This window comes from Pseudomonas sp. H11T01 (genome assembly GCF_048515765.1).
GTDB lineage: Bacteria > Pseudomonadota > Gammaproteobacteria > Pseudomonadales > Pseudomonadaceae > Aquipseudomonas.
The window spans coordinates 1-19,299 of record NZ_JBLYED010000025.1; the positions used below are offsets into that span (position 1 = coordinate 1).

Annotated in this window: 24 protein-coding genes and 2 pseudogenes; 11 read left to right on the forward strand and 15 right to left on the reverse strand. The window is 55.0% G+C overall.

Features of this window, described 5'->3' with window-relative positions:
* The 6 genes and pseudogenes from ACN1C3_RS26130 to queC all read left to right on the forward strand — a co-directional run.
* Positions 1-515 (forward strand): annotated as a pseudogene (locus ACN1C3_RS26130) (hypothetical protein); the annotation flags it as partial.
* A complete protein-coding gene (locus ACN1C3_RS26135; RefSeq protein ID WP_419118628.1) occupies positions 512-907 on the forward strand; it encodes a hypothetical protein in 396 nt (131 codons plus the stop codon). The pseudogene ACN1C3_RS26130 and the gene ACN1C3_RS26135, both read left to right, overlap by 4 nt.
* Before the next feature lie 90 nt (positions 908-997).
* The gene (locus tag ACN1C3_RS26140) at positions 998-1,384 is read left to right on the forward strand and encodes a hypothetical protein (protein WP_419118629.1); all 387 of its coding nucleotides are present in this window, start codon (positions 998-1,000) and stop codon (positions 1,382-1,384) included.
* 237 nt (positions 1,385-1,621) lie between these two features.
* Entirely contained in the window at positions 1,622-1,912 is a 291-nt protein-coding gene (locus ACN1C3_RS26145; protein ID WP_419118702.1) for an HNH endonuclease, read from the forward strand.
* Between the two features lie 7 nt (positions 1,913-1,919).
* Complete coding sequence (locus ACN1C3_RS26150) at positions 1,920-2,192, forward strand: bacteriocin immunity protein (RefSeq protein WP_419118630.1); 273 nt, start codon at positions 1,920-1,922, stop codon at positions 2,190-2,192.
* 202 nt (positions 2,193-2,394) lie between these two features.
* Positions 2,395-3,093 (forward strand): 7-cyano-7-deazaguanine synthase QueC, encoded by a 699-nt coding sequence (gene queC / locus ACN1C3_RS26155; RefSeq protein ID WP_419118631.1) that lies wholly within the window; start codon positions 2,395-2,397, stop codon positions 3,091-3,093.
* A gap of 54 nt (positions 3,094-3,147) precedes the next feature.
* Here the strand turns inward: queC and ACN1C3_RS26160 are convergent, their stop codons facing one another.
* Positions 3,148-4,026 (reverse strand): queuosine precursor transporter, encoded by an 879-nt coding sequence (locus ACN1C3_RS26160; protein WP_419118632.1) that lies wholly within the window; start codon positions 4,024-4,026, stop codon positions 3,148-3,150.
* Positions 4,016-4,615, reverse strand: a complete 600-nt coding sequence (locus tag ACN1C3_RS26165) for a helix-turn-helix transcriptional regulator (protein WP_419118633.1) — start codon at positions 4,613-4,615, stop codon at positions 4,016-4,018. The genes ACN1C3_RS26160 and ACN1C3_RS26165 overlap by 11 nt, the downstream gene beginning before the upstream one ends.
* A gap of 452 nt (positions 4,616-5,067) precedes the next feature.
* Here ACN1C3_RS26165 and ACN1C3_RS26170 point away from each other — a divergent pair, with 452 nt between their 5' ends.
* The 4 genes and pseudogenes from ACN1C3_RS26170 to ACN1C3_RS26185 all read left to right on the forward strand — a co-directional run bounded on the left by ACN1C3_RS26170 (position 5,068) and on the right by ACN1C3_RS26185 (position 6,846).
* Positions 5,068-5,442, forward strand: coding sequence for a DUF6124 family protein (locus ACN1C3_RS26170; protein ID WP_419118634.1), 375 nt, complete (start codon positions 5,068-5,070; stop codon positions 5,440-5,442).
* 37 nt (positions 5,443-5,479) lie between these two features.
* Positions 5,480-5,734, forward strand: a complete 255-nt coding sequence (locus tag ACN1C3_RS26175; RefSeq protein ID WP_419118635.1) for a hypothetical protein — start codon at positions 5,480-5,482, stop codon at positions 5,732-5,734.
* Positions 5,735-5,782: 48 nt separating this feature from the next.
* Positions 5,783-5,959: pseudogene (locus tag ACN1C3_RS26180) on the forward strand (beta-ketoacyl-ACP synthase); the annotation flags it as partial.
* A 518-nt stretch (positions 5,960-6,477) separates the two neighbouring features.
* Positions 6,478-6,846 (forward strand): DUF6124 family protein, encoded by a 369-nt coding sequence (locus ACN1C3_RS26185; RefSeq protein WP_419118636.1) that lies wholly within the window; start codon positions 6,478-6,480, stop codon positions 6,844-6,846.
* A 38-nt stretch (positions 6,847-6,884) separates the two neighbouring features.
* On the opposite strand, the gene ACN1C3_RS26190 is transcribed toward ACN1C3_RS26185, so the two are convergent.
* The gene (locus ACN1C3_RS26190) at positions 6,885-7,784 is read right to left on the reverse strand and encodes a LysR substrate-binding domain-containing protein (RefSeq protein WP_419118637.1); all 900 of its coding nucleotides are present in this window, start codon (positions 7,782-7,784) and stop codon (positions 6,885-6,887) included.
* Between the two features lie 152 nt (positions 7,785-7,936).
* Here ACN1C3_RS26190 and ACN1C3_RS26195 point away from each other — a divergent pair, with 152 nt between their 5' ends.
* The gene (locus tag ACN1C3_RS26195; protein ID WP_419118703.1) at positions 7,937-9,181 is read left to right on the forward strand and encodes an MFS transporter; all 1,245 of its coding nucleotides are present in this window, start codon (positions 7,937-7,939) and stop codon (positions 9,179-9,181) included.
* A 9-nt stretch (positions 9,182-9,190) separates the two neighbouring features.
* On the opposite strand, the gene gspM is transcribed toward ACN1C3_RS26195, so the two are convergent.
* From gspM to ACN1C3_RS26255, 12 genes are read right to left on the reverse strand one after another with little or no spacing between them, the layout of a single operon-like run.
* Positions 9,191-9,655: a type II secretion system protein GspM gene (gene gspM, locus ACN1C3_RS26200; RefSeq protein ID WP_419118638.1), complete on the reverse strand. Its 465-nt coding sequence runs from the start codon at positions 9,653-9,655 to the stop codon at positions 9,191-9,193.
* Entirely contained in the window at positions 9,655-10,746 is a 1,092-nt protein-coding gene (gene gspL, locus ACN1C3_RS26205) for a type II secretion system protein GspL (RefSeq protein WP_419118639.1), read from the reverse strand. The genes gspM and gspL overlap by 1 nt, the downstream gene beginning before the upstream one ends.
* Positions 10,743-11,612 (reverse strand): type II secretion system protein GspK, encoded by an 870-nt coding sequence (locus tag ACN1C3_RS26210; protein ID WP_419118640.1) that lies wholly within the window; start codon positions 11,610-11,612, stop codon positions 10,743-10,745. Before ACN1C3_RS26210 ends, gspL begins: the two co-directional genes overlap by 4 nt.
* The gene (locus tag ACN1C3_RS26215) at positions 11,609-12,157 is read right to left on the reverse strand and encodes a type II secretion system protein GspJ (RefSeq protein ID WP_419118641.1); all 549 of its coding nucleotides are present in this window, start codon (positions 12,155-12,157) and stop codon (positions 11,609-11,611) included. The genes ACN1C3_RS26210 and ACN1C3_RS26215 overlap by 4 nt, the downstream gene beginning before the upstream one ends.
* Positions 12,150-12,560: a type II secretion system minor pseudopilin GspI gene (gene gspI, locus ACN1C3_RS26220; RefSeq protein WP_419118642.1), complete on the reverse strand. Its 411-nt coding sequence runs from the start codon at positions 12,558-12,560 to the stop codon at positions 12,150-12,152. Before gspI ends, ACN1C3_RS26215 begins: the two co-directional genes overlap by 8 nt.
* Positions 12,553-13,020 (reverse strand): type II secretion system minor pseudopilin GspH, encoded by a 468-nt coding sequence (gspH, locus tag ACN1C3_RS26225; protein WP_419118643.1) that lies wholly within the window; start codon positions 13,018-13,020, stop codon positions 12,553-12,555. The genes gspI and gspH overlap by 8 nt, the downstream gene beginning before the upstream one ends.
* 3 nt (positions 13,021-13,023) lie before the next feature.
* Positions 13,024-13,479 (reverse strand): type II secretion system major pseudopilin GspG, encoded by a 456-nt coding sequence (gene gspG / locus ACN1C3_RS26230; protein WP_419118644.1) that lies wholly within the window; start codon positions 13,477-13,479, stop codon positions 13,024-13,026.
* A gap of 3 nt (positions 13,480-13,482) precedes the next feature.
* Positions 13,483-14,694 (reverse strand): type II secretion system inner membrane protein GspF, encoded by a 1,212-nt coding sequence (gspF, locus tag ACN1C3_RS26235; RefSeq protein WP_419118645.1) that lies wholly within the window; start codon positions 14,692-14,694, stop codon positions 13,483-13,485.
* 3 nt (positions 14,695-14,697) lie between these two features.
* The gene (gene gspE, locus ACN1C3_RS26240) at positions 14,698-16,179 is read right to left on the reverse strand and encodes a type II secretion system ATPase GspE (protein WP_419118646.1); all 1,482 of its coding nucleotides are present in this window, start codon (positions 16,177-16,179) and stop codon (positions 14,698-14,700) included.
* On the reverse strand, positions 16,176-18,104 hold the full coding sequence (gene gspD / locus ACN1C3_RS26245) for a type II secretion system secretin GspD (RefSeq protein ID WP_419118647.1): 1,929 nt from the start codon (positions 18,102-18,104) through the stop codon (positions 16,176-16,178). Before gspD ends, gspE begins: the two co-directional genes overlap by 4 nt.
* Positions 18,105-18,108: 4 nt before the next feature.
* Positions 18,109-18,657, reverse strand: a complete 549-nt coding sequence (locus ACN1C3_RS26250) for a type II secretion system protein N (protein WP_419118648.1) — start codon at positions 18,655-18,657, stop codon at positions 18,109-18,111.
* Between the two features lie 12 nt (positions 18,658-18,669).
* Positions 18,670-19,212: a cytochrome b gene (locus ACN1C3_RS26255; RefSeq protein WP_419118649.1), complete on the reverse strand. Its 543-nt coding sequence runs from the start codon at positions 19,210-19,212 to the stop codon at positions 18,670-18,672.
* Positions 19,213-19,299 lie beyond the last annotated feature (87 nt).

The window sequence follows — 19,299 nt, forward strand, 5'->3', positions numbered from 1 at the left end:
AACTCACCGCACTGACAAAAAAAGGCATTGGCTTCCCCGATCATCCAAACCTGAAAACCGCGCTTGGAATCGCCACCCCGAACTTGGTGCATCGCTGGAGAAAGGCCGGTGCGGCGGGCCAGATTCCTGGCTATGCCACCCACATTGAAGGCGTCACAAAAGCTGCACAGTACGTCAAATATGGCGGTTGGATCGGCACGGCCGTCGGCGGCGGGGCTTCAGTTATTAAAGTCCAGGGCGTGTGTACAGAAGGCAATGCGGAAGCCTGTGAAAAGGTGAAATTTACCGAAGCGGGAAGCTTTGTTGGCGGAATCGCTGGTGGCGCTGCAGTTGGCACTGCCTTGACAGCAAGTACGGTCGGAACCATCTGCGTGGTGATAGGTGTTCCAACAGGAGGGATCGGCACGTTGCTGTGCGGCGTTGTGGTTGTTGGAGTAGGGGCTTTTGCCGGAGGAGCGGCTGGAAGCTCATTTGGTGGAGCTTTTGCAGACCTTATTTATGAGCAAAGTCGATGATTGATTGGACTGCTCGTGAGTTTTTTATCTTGATAGGCGGCGGAGGCGTTCTAACCGGACTAATTTTTAGTATCGCATTCGGGCTGTATCTCGCTTACACAACAACAGACGTAATGCTTGATCACCTGAAAAACAGCTCATCCGCCAAAGCTTTTGCATCACTTAGACATGGAGGACCTTTGGGCAAGCTTTTAATGGTTGGCGGCATCTCAGGGTTACTGACACTTTCTGACTTTCATCTGAAACGCGGCGGATTAAACTCGGAAGACGTTAAAAATTTCCCAGCTCAACTCAAGCTAAAACTGAAGATCCTATATTGGAGCTTAGTCGTATTTTCCATCTTGCTTTTTCTACTAGGCGGCATAGGTAAAGGTTTAGGCTGGCTTAAATAAACACCTGTACACGCGGCCACTTCCGACTTCCGCATGAGTGGACAGTGCGGTACGCCCACAGGGATTAAAGTATTTTTACGAGATTGCCAAATGAGTTTAGTTACCGCTGACAAGATATTTCTCTGTGTCGGTTTGATCGACTTTGGAGGCCTGTTCGTTTTACTTGGCATTGCGCTGCATCTTGCCTACACCAAGACGGATGTAATGCTAAACCACTTAAAAAACTGTCCCGCGGTTATGATCCGGGCACCCTTTAAGAACGGAGGTCCTTGGGGAAGGTTGTTTCTACTGGGCGCAATAATGGGTGTAGTGACTACGCCTCGCATCTATCTGCGCGATGAAGGTGCTAGTACTGAGGATTTAAAGAGCTTCCCTGCTCACCTTAAACGCAAACTGGTTGTTTTACAGTGGGCCGACTGGGGACTTCTATTTGTAATGTGTGGCCTTGCAACAGTAGTCACGTTCGATCTTCTCTAGATTTTTTCTAGTCGTAAGAGTTGGGGCTTTTGGCTGCATTGGCTGAAGTAACGACGAATGGACAATATTGAACTATGAAGCAAAAAACAAAAAGATGTAGAAACTGTTACGCCGTAAATACGATAAAACTGGGAAAAGGACCGCTCTCCGAACCCGTGAGAGCGGGCTCGCCACGCCCCCGTTGGTATTTGGCTCATTGGTGCAAGGTCGGGAGTGGGCGCTGCCATTCCTACAGAAGTGGCTGACGCACTGAGAGGACGTAATTTCAAAAGTTTCGATAAATTCAGGTCAGCACTTTGGGAAGCGGTCTCAAAATCGGCGGTTGCTGATCAGTTCATAAAACAGAATGTAAGCCGGATGCGCACGGGCAGGGCTCCACGGGTAAGAAAAGCCGACAGGGTCGGGGGTAGGCTGTCTTATGAGCTGCACCACCTCGACAAAGTGTCGGAGGGCGGTGACGTGTATGACATTGATAACCTGCGAGTAAACACCCCAAAAAACCACATTGACATTCACCGAAACGAATAGGCTAGCCATGACAGACACACTCCTGAAAAACAGCATCTCGGAGTACACCGAAACCGAGTTTATCGAGTTGCTAAAAGAACTCGCCAATGAAGATGAAGAGGCCGAAACAGATGATCGTGCCGACCTGCTTCTGCTCCACTTCGAGAAAATCAGCAAGCACCCGGACGGGTCAGACTTGATCTACTACCCGGAAGACGGTGCAGATAACTCCCCTGAAGGCATCACTCGGACTGTGAAGGAATGGCGTGCAGCTCAGGGTTTACCGGGTTTCAGGGACTGATCCTGAAAACTGAATCGTGTTCAGATCCGAGTCTTGTCATCCAGTATCGTCTGCAAAGTACTCGCCCTCTCCGCTCAACGCGCGGGCGGGGTTTATCGCTTCAGAACAACAGCGTTCAATCACCCCGCGCCCGCACGTTCAGAAAATTAATTCGGCGACACCTCAAGCATTGCACTTACTATATTAATCAATGAGAAAAAACATGAATAACAAAGCAGTTATCGTTTTTAGTGGCGGACAAGACTCAACAACCTGCTTGATCCATGCATTGCCGATGTACGATGAAATTCACTGCATTACGTTTGATTATGGCCAGCGCCATCGCGCGGAAATTGAAGTGGCGCAACAGCTTTCGAAAAAGCTTGGCGTGATGGTGCACAAGGTATTAGACACTTCATTGCTAAATGAGCTCGCCATCAGCAGCTTAACGCGAGATAACATTCCAGTCCCAACTACAGACAGTTCTGGGGACAGTCTGCCAAACACTTTCGTACCAGGCAGAAATATTCTGTTTTTAACCTTAGCCTCTATTTATGCATACCAAGTGGACGCTAAAACTGTAATCACAGGCGTTTGTGAAACAGATTTCTCTGGCTATCCTGATTGTCGAGATGAGTTTGTTAAGGCTCTGAATAAAGCCATTGAGTTGGGAATGGACTATAAGTTGCGCATTGAGACGCCGCTTATGTGGTTGAACAAGGCGGAGACATGGGCGTTAGCCGATTACCATAAACAGCTGGACTTGATTCGTTACCATACACTTTCTTGTTACAACGGCATAAAGGGGAGTGGGTGCGCCAACTGTGATGCTTGTAATCTTCGCGTAAAAGGGTTGAATGAGTTCTTGGAGAACAAAACAGAGATCATGAACAGCCTAGAAGACAAGCTAAAATTAAAATAGCTAACCTATTGCAGGGGAATGAATTACTAACAGCTAATCCACCCCCCTGTTTTTTTATGCAGTTCGGGCTCCAGCTATATACCTTTTAAATAAGGACCTTGCTCCATAGGCGGGCAAAATATTAAAAACAGCGAAACACATTTTTATAGCTATCTGAACATAAACTATATTAAGTATATCGCCATTTTGCATAGTTCCATAAAACGCAATAAAGCAAAAAAGAAAGCTGTCTATTATCACCGCAAAAAAAGTACTTAAAAAAACTCGTAAAAATAGAAATCTGGAACTTGTAAGCTCTTTTATCCTACACAACAAATAAGAATTAACATATTCGGAAAAAAGAAAAGAAACAGAGGACGCTACTAACACAGATGATACATGAGTAATGACTTCACTATAGGGCGCATCAAGCTTCCAGCCAGGCAATCCTGGGAGATAGGTAGATACGCTCAGCAAAATGATAATAAGAGCATTACTACCAAAAGCGAATAATATGGCTCTCTTTGCAAGCCTAAGCCCGTAAGATTCGTTCAACAAATCAACTATTAAAAACGTCAACGGGTAAAGAAAAACTCCCGGAGTAAGAACAAGATCAAATTCCTCTACGTAAATAGGCTTTGTCGCAGCAACATTTGTAAATATGTAAAGTGTAAGCAGCAGTAGATTCAGAGCAACATAAATCATCCACGACCTTTCATGACGATCATTTATTTCATATGCAGTTAATGCACCCCCACCAGAATAAAACTTCCTGTATATATCCTTTATTTCCATTTTATTTAAATTGTCTACTATTTCACTCTTCAACAAATCACCAAGCTTTACTTTAATGACTTTCCCTGTAGAGATCACCATGATGACAGCAAGGTTTTTGCTATTTTCAAACCCTAACAATTTGTATTTACTGTTTTCAGCCTCATTATTATCGACCATTAAACCTCTCCTCTATCACTTCTCCAACAACACAAACAACATCGGAATCAAAACAAAACTCATTAGTTATAGATAACTTTTTTGTTGTTTTGTCGTACACCAATTTTTCTCTATTGTCACTCGACAAACCCTTCTTCACTATCAGTAAGTCTCCTGACTCATTTACCCCACTAATTTCGCTTTCCAGAAGCACGCCTATTAAATTGCAGGCCGTGCCGAAGTAATAGGTCAGAGGGTGAGTAGTGGCTAACTCACCAATTCTTTTATCCAGACTCTGAATCAGCAAACTCTCTCTAATTACCGGGACCGCCGCCGGATTCATGTTTCCCTGAAGGGAAACACTACTCTCTATTATTTCCTTCTCTTCAAAATCAACAGTTTCTATCTCTTTATAAGACACACCAAAAAAATCAGAAATTTTGCGGATGGTGGTTTGTTGTACATTGACGACCCTTCCTTCCAGAATGTTATAGATGGTCGTTCTGGTCACACCACTGGAATTGCACAACGACAGCCGCGTTTCCCCGCGACTTTTTATGAGGTACTTTATATTGTTTTTTAACTTTTCCGCTTTATCTTTCTTGTGCATTAAATATCTACCATTTGCTTATTGCTGCAACAAACCACACGTTCGGAGGCGACTTTTTGTGAGTTCAGCATCCTACACACCTAGACTCGGCACAAAAAATATTTCTTCAAACACGCCAGACAACCGTCAAATAATGTTTCACCACCACTTGGCGCGCCCCCTGTATGACAGACACCGCCCACTCGTTTTAAAGAATTTTCTTACAATAACTATGGAGCACCGACGAATTTATGAGCGGCACAATTTTGGCAATTACAAATTGGGTTGATTGAACAACCTAATGATTAGCCACACATGAATCATTTAATTACACAGATGTTCATTTATTTGATTAATAAAATTGAATTTTCTGGTAATAAATCTACCGGCCCGTCAACTCACGTATCGCCGCCAACCAATCCTGGTTGACCGCATGAGACTGGCGCCTTCTTAACTTTGCAAGGAGCTCCGGCATGAAAAAAACCACCCCAAACTCCCCAGAATCGCCAGACGTTCCATCCGTCGACACCGTCGATTTATTCAAGCCCTCCGAAGTCATCGAACGCACCGTCGCCGCCCGCCTGCGCAATCCAGGCCGCTCCGACCCTGTCAGCCACGTCTTCACCATCATCCCGAATGTCGACACGGAATCACTGCTCTGTCACGCCTGTGAAACCCTTGCCTCCCTGAATGTCATGAGCACCGATCTCGCCTGCGAACTGGAAGGCCCGCGCCGCAATGTAGCGTTGGCCATTCAGCAACTGGCCGTGCTGGGCGAGTTACTGGTAAATCGAGCGCTAGACAACCTGGACCTACCCGAAGGGTTGCCTTCAAACAGCCAACGCTGAGTAGTCCCGTTCTTTTACCCAATGGAGGTTTTTTGTCATGGATCGATACATGCCTGTCACCGGCATCGACTGCACCATCGCATCGTTGCTGATCGACACTGAAGCGCCACTGGACGTGTTGCACGAAACCGCGGCCTACCGCATCCGCACCGTTACTCAATTGTTGGAGAGTTTCGCGTTCAGCGAAGGCGTTCACAGTGAGCTGGCGCGGGTGTTAGTGACTTCATTGCGCGATGGTTGCGATTTGATGGATGTCATTGGTCGACGATTGCAGCTGCAGGTTTCGACGTAGAAAAGAAAAACGGGCGACCTCACTGAGGTCGCCCGTTTTTATGATGCCGTGATGAACCCCGACCTGTACGCCCACACCTTCAAGCTCGACGACGTCGACCCACACTGCAGCAAGCTCGATTACCTGCGCGGTGAATTCCGGCAGATGAGCAACCAGTACGTGATGAACAACAACTTTGCCTTCGGTGGTGTGAACACCTCGCTGTTCTTTCGGCGCTGGTCGTAATTGCGCTTGATCGTTCCCACGCGCAGCAAAGGAATGCAGCCCGTGACGCTCCGCCTCACTGCCGAAGCGGACGCGGAGCGTCCAGTGAGGCATTCCCACGCAGAGCGTGGGAACGATCACCGGGTACAACCGCGGTATTACAGGTGTACGCCAATCCCCCTGTAGGAGCTGCCGCAGGCTGCGATCTTTTAAGGCCAGCAAGGCAAATCTCTTTAACTTGCAGGACATTTCCTAGAGAATCTTTGCGCCTTGTGCCTGCCAGATCCTGCGGCTAGTCTTCGCCCCGTCACTGCATATCAGTGATCGGGTTTAGCAGCCTGGGTCCAATAGGCGCATAGCGTCCCATACCTCATGGCAGGCGTTTTTTAACGTCCCCATTTTTATGGTGACTGTGCGCAGGGCACCTTCGGGTGCGCCGGTTTTCCTATTGCCCGGTCTGCTAACCTGCGTACAGCTGCCACCCTCTCGTTTAGCAGCGATCAGTGGCGGCTCCCATGCAGCAATAGGAGCAACACCACATGGACAAAATTACCCCCGATCCACCCATTCCACCCGTCACCCCGTCAATGGACAACGCCTTCACCCGCGACCTGCTCAAGGACCGTGCTGCGCTGTACCGCGCCCTGGATTATTACCTGCCCGATGCCAACCCCGCCGCGCCCGACGAACTGCGCTTTTACAACGTCAGCAAGGATGTGAGTTTCGAAGACTCGATGCTCTACACCGCCGACCTGCTGCGCTGTGCGTCAGTCACGGCTTACGAATGCGGGGATCACCTCAAAGGCTCCGAGCGCGCCATGGTCTTCGCTGTGTGGCATCTGCTCGAAATCGCCAAAGCCATGGTTGACCAGTCCATCGAGCACCTGAAACCGCGAACCCAGCCATAACCGAAAAGCGCCAGCACCGCTTTAAGCGTGCTGGCGCCTCAAGCGATAGGCTCGGCCTTACGGGTCAACAACTCGACAAACGCCTTGGCCATCGGCGAGTTTTGATCCTTCCTCTGCACCAGCCATACCGCCGAAATCGCTTCAGGGTCGAGCAGCGGTCGATAGACCACACCATCGATGCGCATTCGCCGATAAGACGCCGGCAGCACCGACACACCAAGCCCCGCCGCCACCAGGCCGATGATAGTCATCGCCTCACCGGCCTCTTGTGCGAAGTGCGGACTGAAACCGGCATCGCGCGCCAGGCTGAGCAGTTGGGTATATAACCCGCTGCCATAACTGCGCGGGAAGAATACAAAAGGCTCAAGGGCCAGCGCCGACAGGAACAACCCCTCCTCACTGCCGACCACCAGTGGATGCTTGGAACTGAGTACCGCCACTAAAGGTTCTCGCATCAACTCGACCACACTCAACGAGTCCGGCAGGGGCAACGGTCGCATGATGCCGACCTGGATTGACTCATCCACCAGCGCATCGGCCACTTGGGTGCTGCTCATTTCTCGCAGGTTCAGGTGCACGGCCGGGAAGCGCTGACGAAAAGCGAAAATCGCTTGTGGGATATTCGAGTTGAACGGTGCCGACGAGGTGAAGCCGATCTTCAGTTCTCCCAGCTCGCCCAGTTGCGCGCGGCGGGCCACATCGGCGGCTTTGTCGACTTGTGCCAGCACCAGACGCGCCTCTTCCAGAAACAACCGCCCGGCTTCACTGAGCTCGACCCGACGATTGGTCCGCTCGAACAAACGCGCGCCGACCTCTTGCTCCAGCGCCTGAATCTGCTGACTCAACGGCGGCTGGGAGATGCCCAGGACCTGTGCGGCGCGGCCGAAGTGCAGTTCTTCGGCGACGGCGATGAAGTAGCGCAGATGACGCAATTCCATGAAAACCCCATTAGGTCGTAAAACCTATCAAACAGGTCGAACAATATATTGGAAAGAATCATTAGCCAGCTATATGATTTTTTCATTGCCTGTCCGGCTACGCCCCACCGAGGTCCCCCGTGAAAACTGCCGTTGCCCCGCTAGCCCACGAAATGCCGCCTTCTGCGCGGGACGATGTGGTCGCTGAACTGAACGACATCTACATCGAAAAAGGCACGCCGATGTTTATGCGCACGGTGCTGGCGTTGTTTTCTGGCGGCTTCGCGACCTTCGCCCTGCTCTACTGCGTACAGCCGATGATGCCGCTGCTGTCCCACGAGTTTTCCATCAACGCCGCGCAGAGCAGCTTGATCCTCTCGGTCGCCACCGGAATGCTCGCTATCGGCCTGCTGATCACCGGCCCGATTTCCGACCGCATCGGCCGCAAACCGGTGATGGTCGCAGCGCTGTTCGCTGCCGCGCTGTGCACCCTCTTCAGCGCGATGATGCCGAGCTGGCAAGGCGTGCTGGTGATGCGCGCGTTGACCGGGTTGTCGTTGAGCGGTTTGGCCGCTGTGGCCATGACTTACCTGAGTGAAGAAATCCATCCACAACACCTCGGCCTGGCGATGGGTTTGTACATTGGTGGCAACGCGATTGGCGGCATGTGCGGACGCTTGATCACCGGCGTATTGATCGACTTCGTCACCTGGCACACCGCAATGCTGGTGATCGGCGGTCTGGCGCTGATTGCCGCAGCAGTGTTCTGGAAGATCCTGCCGGAGTCGCGCAACTTCCGCGCCCGCTCAATGCACCCGCGCAGTTTGCTCGATGGCTTCACCATGCACTTTCGCGATGCCGGTTTACCGTGGCTGTTCCTCGAGGGGTTCCTGGTAATGGGCGCCTTCGTGACGCTGTTCAACTACATTGGTTATCGCTTGTTGGCCGAGCCGTATCACATGAACCAGGCGTTCGTCGGTCTGCTCTCGGTGGTCTATCTGTCGGGGATCTATAGCTCAGCGAAAGTCGGCGCACTGGCCGACACATTCGGTCGCCGAAAAATGCTCTGGGGCACCATCGTGCTGATGCTGGTGGGGATTGCTCTGACGATGCTGACCCCACTGCCAGCGGTGCTGATCGGCATGCTGCTGTTCACCTTCGGCTTCTTCGGCGCGCACTCGGTGGCCAGCAGCTGGATCGGCCGCCGCGCGACCAAAGCCAAGGGCCAGGCGTCGTCGCTGTACCTGTTCAGCTACTACGCCGGTTCCAGCATCGCGGGGACTGCAGGCGGGATGTTCTGGCATTACGCCGGGTGGAATGGCATTGGAGTTTTTATCACCGCGTTGCTGGTGATTGCGCTGCTGGTGGCGTTGAAACTCGCCAGGCTGCCGTTGTTGCCGAACAATCAACCGATGTAGACAGAACACTTAGAATGCCTGCAACACCAGCCGCGCCTCCAATAGCTTGCCGCGCGTCTCCAGAGTCAGCGATTGCAGCACGGCACCTCCTTGCTCGGTCTGGTCCAGCCAAGCCAACAAGGCCAGCGCGTCGCCGCTGACCGTCAGACGCAGCAGGTCGCCCTCTACATCGAACTGTTGCAGTTCGAGACCCGCCGCGACGGCACTTTCGCTAACCTGAGTGGACGGCGGCTGAGTGGTGGCGGCTCGCCCATTGGGTGGCTGAGCGCGCTGAACCTCCATGGCCAGGGCCAGTCGTTGCTGATACTGCCGCTCAGCCACCAGCAAGCGTTGCTGAGCCGGCTGCCAAACCAGGCTGAAGGCCAGCACTGCCAGCAGAAACACCCCAAGCCCAGTCAACAACAGTCGATCACGCGGCGATTGGCGGCTCCATATTTCAATCATGGCCGCAGGCAATGCTATAGATTTGCCCATCACAATTGTTCCTCGAGTGTCAGTACCGCCTGAACCCGGTTCTGGTGTTTGTTGGCACTGCCGAGCTTGATAGGCATACCGCTCTTTTGCCCACGCTCACGCAGTTGTTCCAGTTCCGCGAAGCTGCTGGCGGTCAGTTGTATTTTCCAGCCCTCACCGGCCCGAAACTCGATCCGCTGAACCTCGACGCTGCTGCCGCCAATGACCTGCTCGGTCAGGTTCACCAAGCGGGCGATCTGTGTGCTCTGATTGACGCTACCTTTTCTTTGCAATGTCTTGAGTTGTGCAGACAGGTCAACAACGCGGGTCTGCTCCGGGTACATCGCCTTGAAGCGCTGTACGCTCTGGGTATACAGCCGCTGAGCTTCGCGTTCGAAAAAATGACTGCGGGCTTCGGTGAAACCCCAGGACAACGCGAATAGTGCCACTCCCGCCAGTAAGATCGTCGCCCATGGCCAGCGGGGCCGAGCCCGGCGGAACCCGCCTTGCAGCAGATTGATGGACTGACCTGTGTTCCCCAGCTGCAGGCTGTTATGGCCCTCCTTCAGCCAGCAAATGTCTGTGGGAAGAAGCGGATCGAGTGTCGCCACGACGTCTGCCGACACAGCCAAACGAGCGTCTAGCGCACCGCCGAGAACCCAACGGCCGAACCACCACGCAGCATAGGCCTGATCACCCGGTAACAGATCGGCATCGACGTAGATGGCTGTGGTTTCAATTCCCAACTCAGCAAGCAGATCCAGTAACGCCTTGAAGCGTGCCTTGTGGGTAACCAGAACCGGATAGCGACCCTCCTGATCGCGCTGTCCGGCACACAGGTGCAGAACTTCGAGCTCTTCCCCTAGTTGATCTTCGACGGCAAAGGCGATTGCCTGAACACCCGGCCGGCGCCTTGAGGGCCACTTTTCGGTACGGAACCAGCCACACATTTCCATCGGCAGCAGCAATTTAATCGCCTGCCCCCCAAGCTCTCTCGCGGCTTCGGCCAAGGTGATGGTTTGCCGCTCGCCAGACGCCGATAAGATACAGCTCGGCCAGTCAGGAGACGGATCGGCCAAGCCTTCGGCGGTCAGGTAGAGCCAGGTTTTCATCGGGAAAGTTCACTTTTAAGCGGGGCCAGGAGGCGTCGTTGCAGGATGTTCAACTGACGGCTTTTGAGATCACGTTCAACATCGGTGACCAGCCGCAAGTGGCTTTGCCCAAGGGCGACTTCCACCGTGATACGAAACCAGCGGCTGGTTACACCGAGGCCATGACTGCTCAGGGCCAGCCCGGAGAGCAGCGGCTCTTCGGTAAATGCTTGAGCAGAGCGATAGCCTTGTGCAGGGCGCTGGCTGACGACGGCCTCGGCGATGGCCGGGGTCATGCCCTCCAGCGTCATGAGCACCTGAGCCGGTGCGGTGTTGATGTTCAGGCTGGCGTCCCTGGGCAATAGTGCGACCCAGGGTTCTAAACGCCGGATCACCTCACCATCGATGCCCGGCAGCAAACGCAATTGGCTGAGGTCGCTCAAACCACCCGCCGGACTTGAGGTTTGCAATGCCTGTAGATCCAGAAGAGGTATTTCCAACAGTGCCAACAACCGCGACCAACGCTCCAGTGTGACCTGATCGATCTGCCCTTCCTTGAACAGGGTATTGAGGTTGAAGCGTCCGGCCAGGTCATCGATGCTGACCCGTATTCCCCCGTCTTCTGCCTCGAACGGCGGCTTGGCCCGAGTCCACTCCTGCGCCAGGTTGACGGTCTTCTGTTCGTCCAGCTCGGGGTTGCGCAATAGCCGCATGGCCCAGGCCTCTCCAGCGAGTCCCAACTGCCGCAACTGCACCTGGTGGAGTTGTTGCGCGCTGCTTACCACGACGAGGCGATGATTTCGCAGCATCCCGGCGGTGACCAGCAACGCCAGACTCATGATCAACAGCACGCTGATCAACGCCACACCACGTTGCCGAGCATTCATGGCGAAGTCCCCGGCAAGAGCACCACACGACGAATCTGCTCGAAGCGTCCCGTCGACAGCGTGACCTCCAGCGCTCTGGGTCGGGCCGCAGGTTTGGCCCGTCTGGTCGGCCAATCGTTGCGCCATCCCGTCTTGCTGTCGAACAACCGCCAACTCAAGGCGCTGACTTCGGTCAGGAGTTTTTGTCGCTGGAGCAATGGCTGCCCGGCACTGCGGCTCTCACGCCAGAGGGTGCCCTTGTCGAGGCGATAGCTGATGTCCTGCAATTCGCTGCGTGGTTGATCCAGCGGGTTACGCCAATTACTGCGCTGAAACTGCAAAAGCGTTTGCTTGAGCACAATGGGTTGCATGTTCACCTGCAAGACATCGCGTTCAATCACGGCGAGTGCGCGCTGCAGGCTTCTCAGCTCTCGTTCATGGACAGCCGTGCTGCGTTCGGCGCGCACCACACCATCGAACAACCTCCAGCAGGCGAGTCCAAGCAAGGCGAAGATCGCCATGGCGATCACCAGCTCGAGCAAGGTGAAGCCTTGCTGCCTATTCATCTCGAGCCTGTAGCCAGCCAGTAGTGCGATGCACGACCTGCTCACTGCCTGAACGACTGACACTGAGTTCAACCTTGAGCAGACGCGGGTCTTCCGCCGGCCCAATGGTCTGGCTCACGACCCAGTCACGTCGGTCGAAGTGTCGAGTCAGTTGCTGGCGACCTTGGGACGGCGCTGCCAGCAGTTGTAGTTCACTCAGTTGATTGTCAGCCAGCCAGGCGCCGCAGAGCTTCTCCTCCAGACGGGCATTCTGCTTCAGGGCATATTGACCGGCGGCCATCACGGCAGCCGCCAGAGTTGCGAAAACCACCAGAGCAATCATGATTTCCAGCAGGGTGAAACCTCGGTGGATCGTCCTGGATTCACGCTGCCTGCTGGATTTTTTTCGTTTCTTGCTATTCATTGATTGCCGGCTCGCCTAGTCCGTCACTGGAGACACTTAACCAACGCTGCTCATCCGTCTCGAGGTGCAGCGTGAAGGCACTGGTTTCATCGTTGCTGAGCAGCAACAAATGAGGCAGTCCAGGTCGATCCCCGAGTTTCAACGCTTGGCCTTCCTGCTCCAGACGCAGCTGCAACCCGGCCGGCAAGCGATAAGCCGTTCCGGCCGGACGCCAATCCAGGCCATCGAGCTTCAGCACCTGATAACCGTCGGTCTCAAGCCGCACGCCATATTCGCGGCCTTCAAGTACTGCTTGTTCTCGAAGTTTGTGCAGAAGCTGAATCAACCCGCTGGCTTCCTGCCGCGCCTGGCGCGCAGGATTGTTGCCGGTCGCAAAGCTCACCATGCCCAGCAAAACGCCGATCAACACGATGACCACCATCAACTCCAACAAGGTAAAACCTCGCGAATGCCTGGGCACGTATCAGCCTTCCCAGTTGCCGATGTCGGCACCATGGCCTTCGCCTCCAGGCACGCCATCCGATCCGAAGGAAAACAGGTCATAGCCACCATCGGCAGAATTCACACCGGGATAGAGGTATTGATACGGTGTGCCCCATGGATCGATCGGCAGGCTTTTGAGATAACCCTGGGGATTCCAGTTCTTCGGCACCGGCGCGCCCAGCGGACGTTTGCTCAGCGCCTCCAGACCTTGCTGGGTCGACGGATAGTTGAAGTTATCGAGGCGATACATTTCCAGGCTGGTGGAAACCGCCTGAATATCGGTCTTGGCCGCAGTGACCTTGGCCTGGTCGGGACGACTCATAAACTGCGGAACGACGATGGCGCCGAGCACGCCGATTATGACCACCACGACCATGATTTCAATCAGGGTAAAGCCGCGCTGGGCCTTGGCTGTTTTGTTCTGGACAGGGTTCATGGATCAACTCACCAGTTGGTTAAGGCTAAGAATCGGTAACAAAATGGCCATGACGATCAGCAGTACAACGCCACCCATCAGCACCAACATCATCGGCTCGAATAAACTCACGACCAGCGCAATACGTGCCGCGAGGTTTTTTTCCTGCTGCTCGGCGGCTCGCGCCAGCATGCTATCGAGCTCACCCGCACGTTCACCGCTGGCAATCATGTGCAGCATCATGGGTGGGATATCACCACTCAGTTCGAGCCCCCGAGTCAGGGTCCCGCCCTCACGCACTGAACGCGCGACGTCGTGCATTCGCGCGCGGATCGTCAGGTTGCCAATCACCGCAGCCGCGATTCCCAGAGCGTCGACCAGCGGCACCGCGCTCTTGCCGAGGATCGCCAGCGTGCTGGCAAACCGCGCCGCTTCGATGGCCCGAAACAGCCCGCCCAACAGTGGCGCCCCCAAGACCAGCGCATGCCAGCGCAAACGCAACGAGGGTTGGCGCAGAGTCCAGCGCACCGTCACGGCGGCACCCAATAACAGCGCCAGTAACACCAGACCGTGGCTGCGCAGGCCGTTGCTCAGGGCAATCATCCCTTGAGTCAAAAGCGGTAATGGCTGACCGCTGTCGACAAAAATTTTCACCACATCCGGAACCACATAACCGAGCAGGAAACCGACGATCGCCAACGACGCGAACAGCAATATCATCGGATACACCAATGCCAGTTGAATCCGCTGGCGAGATAACTGACGAGCTTCGGTGTAAGCGGCCAATTGCTCGAGGACATGGCCCAGATGACCGGAACGCTCACCTGCCGCGATGGTGGCGCGAAACAGTTCTGGGAAGGTCCGAGGAAAGCCGGCCAGCGCCGCTGCCAGCGCATACCCCTCCATCACCCGCGCTCTGACCGCCAACAGCAAACTGCTGACACGGCGCTTCTCGCTTTGTGCCGCGACCGCTCGCAGGGCTTCTTCCAGCGGTAACCCGGCCTGAATCAAGGTGGACAATTGCAAGGTCAGCAAAGCCAATTCGCCAGCACTCAAGCGGGTCGTGCTGCCAAAGGCCGTACCCTGATATCCCTGACTCTTTGCCGCACGCAATTCAGCCGGCAGCAAGCCGCGTTCACGCAGTAACTGCCGGGCATGGCGTGGGCTATCAGCCTCCTGCAACCCCCGGCAATGACGGCCGTTGCTGTCCTGGGCCTGGTACTCGAATGTCGGCATGCCCTAATCCTCCTGGGTGACTCGCAGCAATTCGTCGAGGCTGGTCAGGCCCTCCAGCACCAGCCTTTGGCCATCCTGAAACAGACTGCGCGACACCAGCCGCGCCTCGCGGGCGAGCTCCTGCTCACTGGCGCCCTGGTGAATCAGCGCAGACAAGGTCCCGGTGACGCTAACCAACTCATAGATCCCGATCCGCCCGCGATAGCCTTGCTGGCATTGCTTACAGCCGTGGGCCTTGAACAAGTGCGCAGCGGCCCCACTGTCGAGTCCCAGTCGCTGGCAGGCGGTCGCATCAGCGACATACGCTGTCTTACACTCGGGGCAGAGGGTGCGCAGCAGGCGCTGGGCCAGCACACCGATCAGAGATGAGGCCAACAGGTAGGCATCGACACCCATGTCCACCAGCCGGGTGACCGCGCCGACCGCGCTGTTGGTATGCAGGGTCGACAGCACCAAGTGGCCGGTTAACGAAGCCTGTACGGCGATTTCGGCAGTTTCCCGGTCGCGGATTTCTCCCACCATCACCACGTCCGGGTCCTGGCGCAGAATGGCCCGCAGACCTCGGGCGAAGGTCATCTCGACCTTTGGGTTGACTGGCGTCTGGCCGATGCCCGACAAGTGATATTCGATGGGATCTTCGACCGTGAGGATGTTGCGGGTCTGGTCGTTGAGGCTGGTCAGGGCCGCATACAAACTGGTGGTTTTGCCGGAACCGGTCGGACCGGTCACCAGCAAAATCCCGTGGGGTTTGCCGAGAATCTGCTGGAAGCGCGCCAGGGTGTCGGCAGGCATGCCCAACCGCTGCAAATCAAGGCGGCCGGCCTGTTTGTCGAGCAGCCGCAGCACCACTCGTTCACCGTAAGCAGAAGGCAAGGTCGAGACCCGTACATCGACCTCATGTCCGGCCAGCCGCAGAGTGATTCGACCGTCCTGTGGGATACGTTTCTCGGCGATATCGAGGCGGGCCATGACTTTGATCCGCGACACCAAAAGATTAGCCAACTCGCGCTTGGGTCTGAGTACTTCACGTAACTGCCCGTCGACCCGCATGCGCACCGACAGATACTGTTCGAAGGTTTCCAGGTGAACATCGGAGGCCTTCTCTCGCACGGCCTCGCTGAGCAACGCGTTGATCAACCGGATAATCGGCGCATCGCCTTCCTGCTCTAGCAGGTCGGCGGTCTGCGGCACCTGGTCGGCCAGACTAAGCAGATCAAGTTCATCATCCAGCCCTTGGGCGACTTGTTCGGCAGCACTCTGGCCTTCGCTGTAGCAACTCGCCAGACGCGCCGCGAATACGGCAGGCTCAAGCACCTGAAGTGGCAGCTCACGCCCGCTCAGGCGCCTGGCTTCCGCCATGGCACTAAACGGTGTATCCGCACGAACCGACAGACTCAATGCGTCCCCCGTCCCCTCCAGCAACACCCCGAAACGCCGGGCGAAGCCAAAAGGCAACTGCTCGCAAAATACCCCCTGCCAGGTCATGGCGCACTCGGTTCCAGCTTGCGCAGGTCGATGGATTGCGGATCAGTGGACCCATCGAACAGTTGGTGAGGGTCACGGGGCAGTAGCAGCGAATTGTTCTGACGGGCCGTCGGCTGACTGAGGTCGCGCAAGGCGTTGTACCGATCCTGGCTAACCTCGGCGATATCCTGCTTGCTGCGCACAATCGTCGGCCGTAGAAAAACCATTAGGTTGCTTTTGGTCTGAGTGTCTTTGGTCCAGCGGAACAACGCACCGAGATACGGAATACTACGTAGCAAGGGGACGCCACTTTCCTGGGTGCGAACGCTGTCCTTGATCAGGCCACCGATCACGATGATTTCGCCATCATCGGCGAGGATCGTGCTCTTCAACGCACGTTTGTTGGTGATTAGATCCGAGGAGTTCACGCCGGCTACCGAGGGCGCGATGTCCGAGACTTCCTGCTCGACCTCCAGCCGTAAAGTGGAGCCTTCATTGATGTGTGGTTTGATCTTCAGGCGGATCCCGACATCCTTACGCTCCACGGTGGTAAAAGGGTTGTCCGCACCGCTGCTATTGGTGGCATAAGAACCCGTCTTGAACGGGACGTTCTGACCCACCATGATTTCTGCCTCTTGGTTGTCCAGGGTCAGCAGGCTCGGGGTGGACAGAAGGTTACTGCGAGTGTTGCTGGCCAAGGCGGAAATCAAGGCGTTGAAGCGGTCACTACCCAGGCTGAGCAACGCTCCCTCGGGCGCGGGATTTTTTTCATCAAACTTCAACCCTCCGGGAATCGAAATACCTGTGCCGGGGAAGTTGATAAGACCTTTAGCATCTCCAGTACTGACGCCCCATTGAACCCCCAGCGCCTCGACGATATCACCGGAGATTTCCACAATAGCGGCATGGATCAGCACTTGGGCGCGCGGTTGATCCAACTGACGGACGATGTTCTCAATCATCCGGACCTGAGCCGGATCTGCTATCAATACCAGCGCATTCTGACTCTCGTCCGCCTTGACCATGACCTGCGTGACCGGCGTGGAATCTTTTGAGCTCCCAAGAGGGGCGTCCTGTTTGAGCCCCTGTCCCATGGCATCCAGCACCTCGGCCAATTGCTTGGCATCGCTGTGCCGCAGGCGGATCACCCTGGCGTTATCAAGCTTGGCAGTCGCCGGGATATCCAGCGAACGAGCCAGCTTGGTCAGCCGTTGACGCACGGCCTGCGTACCGATAATCACCAAACGGTTAGCCCGCGAGTCGGCAATCACCTGGCTTCCTGCATCCGTTCCCGGCTTGCCGAGAGACAACTCCATAACCTTGGCAATATCAGTGGCCAAGCCATGGCGCACCTCTACGACGACATGAGCGTTTTTTCCGCCGGAGTCCAGTTTTCGGACAACCTGCCCAACGCGCCTGACATTGCTCGCGGTGTCGGTGACCACCAGGGCATTGGCCGAGACCGACGGCCCGACATAGCCATTGGCCGACACCAGAGGTCGTACCAGCCCTGCTAGATCAGAGGCACTGCTTGAGTTGAGTTCAATCACCTCGGTGACGAACTGCGCCGCCGGAGAGGTTGCAGGATCACCGTTGCCAGCTCGTGTCTTGGCTTCCGTCACCGGAGTCACCAATATCCGGTCGCCTTGATCGATCACCGTGAAGTTATGGGCATCAAGCACCGAATAGAACAGCCGACGAACCCCTTCGCGATCCAAAGCTTTTTTGGACATCACGGTGATACGACCTTGAACCCGAGGATCAAGAATCACCGTCGTCCCCAAGATCGACGATATCTCTTCCACGACATCCCGCAATTCAGCGTTGTTCATTGCCAGTTGCCACTGCTGCTGCTCGGCCAGCACCGAGCCTTGAAACAGCAACGCCACCAACGCCATAAGGCGCAACGTGGGGCGAAATAGGCCAACCCTGATAAAACTGTTCATTCAGTCAATCACTCTGACGCAGGTCGGCAGCAGGCCGAAAATAAAGGGAGGATGGCTTGAGAGCGGGGCTGGGGCCTTCGCCCTTGACCGCCAGCAGAGACCGCTCGCCCGCCAATTGCAGAGGCAGCAACTCTTCACGGCCCTTGCGCCAGAGCACTACTTGGGTAATTTCCACGCGACGCAGGACGCTACCGCCCGGCAAGCTTTCACCGACCTGGTAAATGCGCTCACCATCGGGCCCTGCCAACAACGCCCGGGACTCGCCGGTACTGGAAACAAAACTCGCACGTAGCGTCAGCGGTTCGGCACTGCGCACCAATTCGTTTTGCGCGGCCAGACCGAGCACTGTCGCGATGGCGGCAGGATTCAGCTGAGCCCGCGAATCAACAACCGCTGCGGGCGGGACCGGAAGTTCACGTTGCACCACCATGGCCTCGCGCAAGGCCCACGCACTCCAGGCCAGGAACGCTGTGTAACCAAGCAGCAGAACCAGCAAGACGATCTTGAGCAAGGCGGGCCAATGACCGGACACTGCTGTGGCTGAAAACTTCAATCTCGATTCACATCAATCATTTTTTTTCCAGTCAGCTGAGACTCGGAAAGACATACGTTCAAGAACGCTACGCCCTGAAACTTCATGTTTAATGACGGCAGTTACGTGCAAGGCGATCAAGAGCGCGAGCAACAGACAAGCCCACACATGAACCGTTACAGACAGGGCGATAAAATCGGGGTTATCCAACGGTTGAGGGATAAAAAAAAGATCGAAAACACTGATCGCTCGATCCATCATTAAAATACCCGTCACCAATACAACACCAATGACCAGATAAATAAGCCTGTGCACGAACAGCGCGAGAGACTCTGCGAGTGATCGATTGTGCACGCCCACAGAGCGGTGATAACCAAAAGAAAGGTAAACTCTTAAAGCAAAAAATGGTAAGTACAGAGTGGTCAGCGATACATTAACGAAAGCCACCCATTCTTTGATCGCCAATGGCACATCGAATAACGATACATAGAAGCCGCTTATCAACGCCCATAAAATAACAATGACGGATAACCAGTGTAAAATTTTTTGTTGTCCCGAATAACCTGGCCTTCTCATTTCAAGCTCATACTCAGTCGCACTGATAATAAGTCGCCGTCAGCCAGACGGCTCCAGGCAATCACATGTAATGACTGCCCGGAGCGT

Coding starts and splice junctions, on each gene's coding strand:
- ACN1C3_RS26175 (WP_419118635.1), top strand. CDS start 5,480: ATGGATCGATACATGCCTGTCACCGGCATCGACTGCACCATCGCATCG.
- ACN1C3_RS26140 (WP_419118629.1), top strand. CDS start 998: ATGAGTTTAGTTACCGCTGACAAGATATTTCTCTGTGTCGGTTTGATC.
- ACN1C3_RS26185 (WP_419118636.1), top strand. CDS start 6,478: ATGGACAAAATTACCCCCGATCCACCCATTCCACCCGTCACCCCGTCA.
- gspF (WP_419118645.1), bottom strand. CDS start 14,694: ATGCCGACATTCGAGTACCAGGCCCAGGACAGCAACGGCCGTCATTGC.
- ACN1C3_RS26210 (WP_419118640.1), bottom strand. CDS start 11,612: ATGAATGCTCGGCAACGTGGTGTGGCGTTGATCAGCGTGCTGTTGATC.
- ACN1C3_RS26150 (WP_419118630.1), top strand. CDS start 1,920: ATGACAGACACACTCCTGAAAAACAGCATCTCGGAGTACACCGAAACC.
- ACN1C3_RS26135 (WP_419118628.1), top strand. CDS start 512: ATGATTGATTGGACTGCTCGTGAGTTTTTTATCTTGATAGGCGGCGGA.
- gspM (WP_419118638.1), bottom strand. CDS start 9,655: ATGGGCAAATCTATAGCATTGCCTGCGGCCATGATTGAAATATGGAGC.
- ACN1C3_RS26195 (WP_419118703.1), top strand. CDS start 7,937: ATGCCGCCTTCTGCGCGGGACGATGTGGTCGCTGAACTGAACGACATC.
- gspE (WP_419118646.1), bottom strand. CDS start 16,179: ATGACCTGGCAGGGGGTATTTTGCGAGCAGTTGCCTTTTGGCTTCGCC.
- gspI (WP_419118642.1), bottom strand. CDS start 12,560: ATGAATAGCAAGAAACGAAAAAAATCCAGCAGGCAGCGTGAATCCAGG.
- ACN1C3_RS26160 (WP_419118632.1), bottom strand. CDS start 4,026: ATGGTCGATAATAATGAGGCTGAAAACAGTAAATACAAATTGTTAGGG.
- ACN1C3_RS26165 (WP_419118633.1), bottom strand. CDS start 4,615: ATGCACAAGAAAGATAAAGCGGAAAAGTTAAAAAACAATATAAAGTAC.
- ACN1C3_RS26170 (WP_419118634.1), top strand. CDS start 5,068: ATGAAAAAAACCACCCCAAACTCCCCAGAATCGCCAGACGTTCCATCC.
- ACN1C3_RS26215 (WP_419118641.1), bottom strand. CDS start 12,157: ATGAATAGGCAGCAAGGCTTCACCTTGCTCGAGCTGGTGATCGCCATG.
- gspD (WP_419118647.1), bottom strand. CDS start 18,104: ATGAACAGTTTTATCAGGGTTGGCCTATTTCGCCCCACGTTGCGCCTT.
- ACN1C3_RS26190 (WP_419118637.1), bottom strand. CDS start 7,784: ATGGAATTGCGTCATCTGCGCTACTTCATCGCCGTCGCCGAAGAACTG.
- gspG (WP_419118644.1), bottom strand. CDS start 13,479: ATGAACCCTGTCCAGAACAAAACAGCCAAGGCCCAGCGCGGCTTTACC.
- queC (WP_419118631.1), top strand. CDS start 2,395: ATGAATAACAAAGCAGTTATCGTTTTTAGTGGCGGACAAGACTCAACA.
- ACN1C3_RS26255 (WP_419118649.1), bottom strand. CDS start 19,212: ATGAGAAGGCCAGGTTATTCGGGACAACAAAAAATTTTACACTGGTTA.
- gspL (WP_419118639.1), bottom strand. CDS start 10,746: ATGAAAACCTGGCTCTACCTGACCGCCGAAGGCTTGGCCGATCCGTCT.